The sequence below is a fragment of the Kitasatospora sp. NPDC059088 genome, assembly GCF_042738155.1.
In the GTDB taxonomy this organism is placed as follows: Bacteria; Actinomycetota; Actinomycetes; order Streptomycetales; family Streptomycetaceae; genus Kitasatospora.
On the sequence record NZ_JBHYGR010000161.1, the window covers coordinates 14,563 to 19,329 of the forward strand.

Below are 4,767 nucleotides of genomic sequence, written 5' to 3' on the forward strand. Positions count from 1 at the left end.
CCGTCCAACGGTGCCGCCCCTGTTGACGAAGCGTCAGAATCAGAAGGCGATCCGGACCTTCAGCGCGGACCGCTCGTCCATGGCGCGATAGCCGTCCGGAACGCCGTCCAGATCGACCGTCCGGTCGAAGACCAGACCCGGCTCGATCGCACCGGAGAGCACGTCCGGCAGCAGCTCGGGGATGTACGCGCGGGCCGGGGCCACGCCACCGTTGAGCGAAACGTTTCGGCCGAACATCTGACCGATGTCGACGCCCGCGCTGCCGCCGTGCGGCACGCCCACGTAGCCGACCGCGCCGCCGTCCCGGGTGATCGAGACCGCCGTCCGCATCGACTCCTCGGTGCCGACCGCCTCCAGCACCGCGTGCGCGCCCAGGCCGCCGGTCAGCTCCTTGACGGCCTCGATCGCCGCGTCACCGCGCTCGGCCACCACGTCCGTCGCCCCGAAGCGCCGGGCCAGCTCCGTCCGGGCGGTGTGCCGGCCCAGGGCGATGATCCGGCCCGCGCCCAGCCGGTTCGCCGCCAGCACGCCGCACAGGCCCACCGCGCCGTCGCCGACCACCGCGACCGTCGCGCCCGGGCGCACCCCCGCCGAGACCGCCGCGTGGTGCCCGGTCGCCATCACGTCGGACAGCGCCAGCAGGCCCGGCAGCAGCTTCTCGTCGCCCACCGCCTCCTTCGGCAGCTTCACCAGCGTCCCGTCCGCGAACGGCACCCGCACCGCCTCGCCCTGGCCGCCGTCCGAACCCACCGACCCCCAGAACCCGCCGTGCGGGCAGGACGTCTGGAGGCCTTCGAGACAGAACTCACAGACCCCGTCCGACCAGACGAAGGGCGCGACCACGAAGTCACCCTTGGCGAAGCCCCGGACCTCGGCGCCGACCTCCTCGACCACGCCCAGGAACTCGTGCCCGATCCGCTGCCCGGGCACCCGCTGGGCCACCCCGCGGTAGGCCCACAGGTCGCTGCCGCAGATACAGGCGTTGACCACCCGGAGCACGACGTCCGTCGGCTGCTGGATCACCGGGTCCGGTACCTCTTCGATCCGGATGTCGTTCGGTCCGTGGATCACCGTGGCGCGCATGCGTTCTTCCTCACACAGAACCGGCCCACCGGCCGGAAACGATCTCGACCAGGTGTACGACACCCATGCGGACCACTCTATTCCGGCTACCCCGTCGGAACATTTCGACCGGCCCCGGCCGACTCGCCCCTTATCCTGTTGGACCATGCAACCGATCCAGCCCGAGACGTACGGCGCGCCGCGGACCGCCCCGGTCCCCGCCCAGCGTTCCGCCGCCCCCGCCGAGGGTTTCGCGGTCGTCGACGTCGAGACCACCGGTCTCGGCCGCTCCGACCGCGTCATCTCGGCCGGTGTCTACCAGCTGGACGGCGACGGCGAGGTGACCGACCACTGGTACACCCTCGTCAACCCCGAACGGGACCCGGGCCCGGTCTGGATCCACGGCCTCACCGCCGAGCTGCTCTCCGGCGCGCCGACCTTCCCCGAGATCGCCGAGGAGTTCGCCACCCGCCTGGCGAACCGCGTCCTGGTCGCGCACAACGCGCTGTTCGACTGGAACATGATCTCCCGCGAGTTCTCCCGGGCCGGCCGCAGCGCCCCGGTCGAGCAGCGGCTGTGCACCATGGTCCTCTCCCGCGACCTGCGCCTCCCGCTGCCCAACGGCAAGCTCTCCTCCCTCGCCGCCCACTTCGGCGTCCAGCAGCGCCAGGCCCACAACGCCCTGGACGACGCCCGGGTGCTCGCCGAGGCCTTCCGCCCCAGCCTCCGCCTGGCCCGCACCCACGGCATCCCGCTGCCCTTCCAGACCTGCGTCGCGGTCACCGACCTCGGCGAGGACGAGCCCGCCGCCCCCGGCCGTGGCAACTGGACCGGCGCCCAGTACCGCCAGGCCAAGAAGCGCCCGGCCTGCCCGTACCCCAACCCGGGGCGCTGGGAGGACGGCAAGCCGCTGGTCCAGGGCATGCGGGTGGCCTTCACCGGGGACACCGCCACCGACCGCGAGGTGCTGGAGGACCGCGCCGTCGAGGCCGGCCTGCACATCGCCACCTCCGTCAGCCGGCTCACCAGCCTGCTGGTCACCAACGAGCCGACCAGCTGGAGCGGCAAGGCCCGCAAGGCCCGCGACGTCGGCACCCCGATCGTCACCGAGGACGCCTTCCTCCAGCTGCTGCGCGAGGTCGCCCCGCACCCCGGTGCGTGAGCCCGTTGTGAGGTCGGCGTACCGTTCCCATGTGTACCGTTTTCTGCTGACCCGCCAGTGGCTGATCACCATGCTGATCGCGCTGCTGCTGATCCCCGCGACGATCAAGCTGGGCTTCTGGCAGCTGCACCGCCACGAGGCGCGGGTGGCCCGGAACGAGCTGATCGGCAAGGCCCTCACGGCCTCGCCGGTGCCCTTCGACAGCCTCTCCGCCGCCCCCGGCACCGCCGTACCCTCCGCCCTCACCTGGCGCGCCGTGACGGCCACCGGACAGTACGACCCGGCACACGAGTTCGTCGTCCGCAAGCGGACCGACGCCAACGGCACCCTCGGCTACTTCGTCCTCACCCCGCTCAAGCTCTCCGACGGCAAGGGCACCGTCCTGATCAACCGCGGCTGGGTCCCCTCCGGCGACGGCGCCACCCAGTACCCGCCCGTCCCGGCCGCCCCGACCGGCGAGGTCACCCTCACCGGCCGGATGCGCGCCGACGAGACCACCGGCAGCAGCGGCGGCTGGGTCAAGGACCGGGCCGGCCTCCCCGACCGCCAGTTCAACCTGATCAACACCGAACAGCAGTCCAAGGAGACCGGCAGCCCCCTCCTCGGCGGCTACCTGGAACTCACCGCCACCACCCCGTCCCCGGCCGACCAGCCGCAGCTGATCCCCGAGCCCAACCACTCCGACATCGGCCCGCACATGGCCTACGCCATCCAGTGGTGGCTGTTCACCGCGATGATCCCGGTCGGTCTCTGGGTCCTCGTCCGCCGCGAGGCCAAGGACCGCGCCAAGCAGGCCGCCGAACCCGAGGTCCCCCTCGACGCCCTCCCGGCTTAGAGCGCGTCCTCCAACTCCCGCAACAACCGCGCCTTCGCCCGCGCCCCCACCACCGACCGCACCGGCTGCCCGTCGCGGAACAGCATCAACGTCGGCATCGACAGCACCCCGTACGCCGCCTGGGTCCGGGGGTTGCGGTCCACGTCGACGCTCACCACCCGGAACCGGTGCGCCTCCTCCCGCGCGACGTCCGCCAGCACCGGCGCCATCATCCGGCACGGCGGGCACCAGTCCGCCGTGAAGTCGACCAGCACCGGCCCCTCCGCCGCCAGCACCTCCACGGCGAACGTCTCGTCCGTCACCGCCGGCACACCCGCGATCTCCACCATCGTCTACTCCCTCTGCTCCCTGGCCAGTTCACACTCGGGCGGCTGCTCGGAGGCCGCGAGCTCGTCCCGCGCCCGCACCGCCCGCTCGAACTGCCCGGCCACCTGCACCCGGACGTCCCGCAAGCGCGCGATGCACTCGTCCAACTCGGCCAACTTCCGCCGGTAGACCTCCAACGAGGCCGGACACGAATCCCCCTCCGGGTGCCCCGCCCGCAGACACTCCACGAACGGCCGGGTCTCCTCCAACCCGAACCCGAAGTCCTGCAGCATCCGGATCTCCCGCAGCAGCCGCACGTCCTCCTCCCCGTACGCCCGGTACCCGTTCCCAGCCCGCCGGGCCGGCAACAGCCCCAACTGCTCGTAGTACCGCAACGCCCGCGTCGTCGTCCCCGCCCGCTCCGCCAACTCCCCGATCCGCATACCGCCCCACTCCTCCCGAACAACCACCACCGACGCTAAACCTTCCCCCCAACGTCAACGCCAGCCCCAACCCCGCACAGCGGCCCCTACGGCGGCAAAATGTCCCCCATGGACCTAGGACTCAAGAACAAGGCCTACATCGTCACCGGCGCCACCCGAGGCCTCGGCCTCGCCGCCGCCCGCGAACTCGCCGCCGACGGTGCCCACGTACTGATCAGCGGCCGCACCCCGCAGGCCGTCGACGCCGCCGTCGCCGAGCTCGACACGCTCGGCTCCGCCCACGGCCTGGTCGCCGACAACGCCGCCCCCGACACCGCCGACCGCCTGATCGCCGAGGCCAACTCCCGTTTCGGCCGCTTCGACGGCATCCTGATCAGCGTCGGCGGCCCGCAGGCCGGCCCGGTCGAGACGACCCCCGAGTCCGCCTGGCGCGACGCCTTCGAGTCCGTCTTCCTCGGCGCCCTCCGCCTCGCCCGCACCGCGGCCGCCGCCCTCCCCTCCGGCGGGGTGATCGGCTTCGTGCTCTCCAGCTCGGTCCGCCAGCCGATCCCCGGCCTCGGCATCTCCAACGGTCTGCGCCCCGGTCTGGCGATGGCCGCGAAGAGCCTCGCCGACGAGCTCGGCCCGCGCGGCATCCGGGTGCTCGGCCTGCTCCCGGCCCGGATCGACACGGACCGGGTCCGCGAGCTGGACGCCCTCGCCCCCGACCCGGAGGCCGCCCGCGCCCAGCACAGCGCCAACATCCCGCTGGGCCGCTACGGCACCCCGGAGGAGTTCGGCAAGGTCGCCGCCTTCCTGCTCTCCCCCGCCGCCTCCTACCTGACCGGCCTGATGGTCCCGGTCGACGGCGGCGCCCTCCGCTCCCTCTAGGGCCTGTCCGGCGGATCTTGGCAGATCAGCGCGCGGCGTTGGGCGCCCGGCTGGGCGTGCGCCCGAGTCGGCCTCGTACTGGACGTACT

6 protein-coding genes are annotated in these 4,767 nt (G+C 72.8%); 3 read left to right on the forward strand and 3 right to left on the reverse strand.

Translation table 11 applies throughout. The features are described from left to right. Nucleotides 1-39 precede the first annotated feature (39 nt). Entirely contained in the window at nucleotides 40-1,083 is a 1,044-nt protein-coding gene (locus ACFWXO_RS40025; protein ID WP_375893927.1) for a zinc-dependent alcohol dehydrogenase family protein, read from the reverse strand. A gap of 145 nt (nucleotides 1,084-1,228) precedes the next feature. Between ACFWXO_RS40025 and ACFWXO_RS40030 the strand changes: the two genes are divergently transcribed. Both ACFWXO_RS40030 and ACFWXO_RS40035 read left to right on the forward strand, forming a co-directional pair. Then, complete coding sequence (locus ACFWXO_RS40030) at nucleotides 1,229-2,224, forward strand: DEDDh family exonuclease (protein WP_380396302.1); 996 nt, start codon at nucleotides 1,229-1,231, stop codon at nucleotides 2,222-2,224. A 31-nt stretch (nucleotides 2,225-2,255) separates the two neighbouring features. Beyond that, on the forward strand, nucleotides 2,256-3,059 hold the full coding sequence (locus ACFWXO_RS40035; protein ID WP_380530845.1) for an SURF1 family protein: 804 nt from the start codon (nucleotides 2,256-2,258) through the stop codon (nucleotides 3,057-3,059). On the opposite strand, the gene trxA is transcribed toward ACFWXO_RS40035, so the two are convergent. Next, complete coding sequence (trxA, locus tag ACFWXO_RS40040) at nucleotides 3,056-3,388, reverse strand: thioredoxin (RefSeq protein ID WP_375893934.1); 333 nt, start codon at nucleotides 3,386-3,388, stop codon at nucleotides 3,056-3,058. The genes ACFWXO_RS40035 and trxA overlap by 4 nt on opposite strands. 3 nt (nucleotides 3,389-3,391) lie before the next feature. Continuing rightward, nucleotides 3,392-3,808, reverse strand: a complete 417-nt coding sequence (locus ACFWXO_RS40045; RefSeq protein ID WP_375894023.1) for a MerR family transcriptional regulator — start codon at nucleotides 3,806-3,808, stop codon at nucleotides 3,392-3,394. 108 nt (nucleotides 3,809-3,916) lie between these two features. Here ACFWXO_RS40045 and ACFWXO_RS40050 point away from each other — a divergent pair, with 108 nt between their 5' ends. After that, nucleotides 3,917-4,678: an SDR family oxidoreductase gene (locus tag ACFWXO_RS40050; RefSeq protein ID WP_375893936.1), complete on the forward strand. Its 762-nt coding sequence runs from the start codon at nucleotides 3,917-3,919 to the stop codon at nucleotides 4,676-4,678. Nucleotides 4,679-4,767 lie beyond the last annotated feature (89 nt).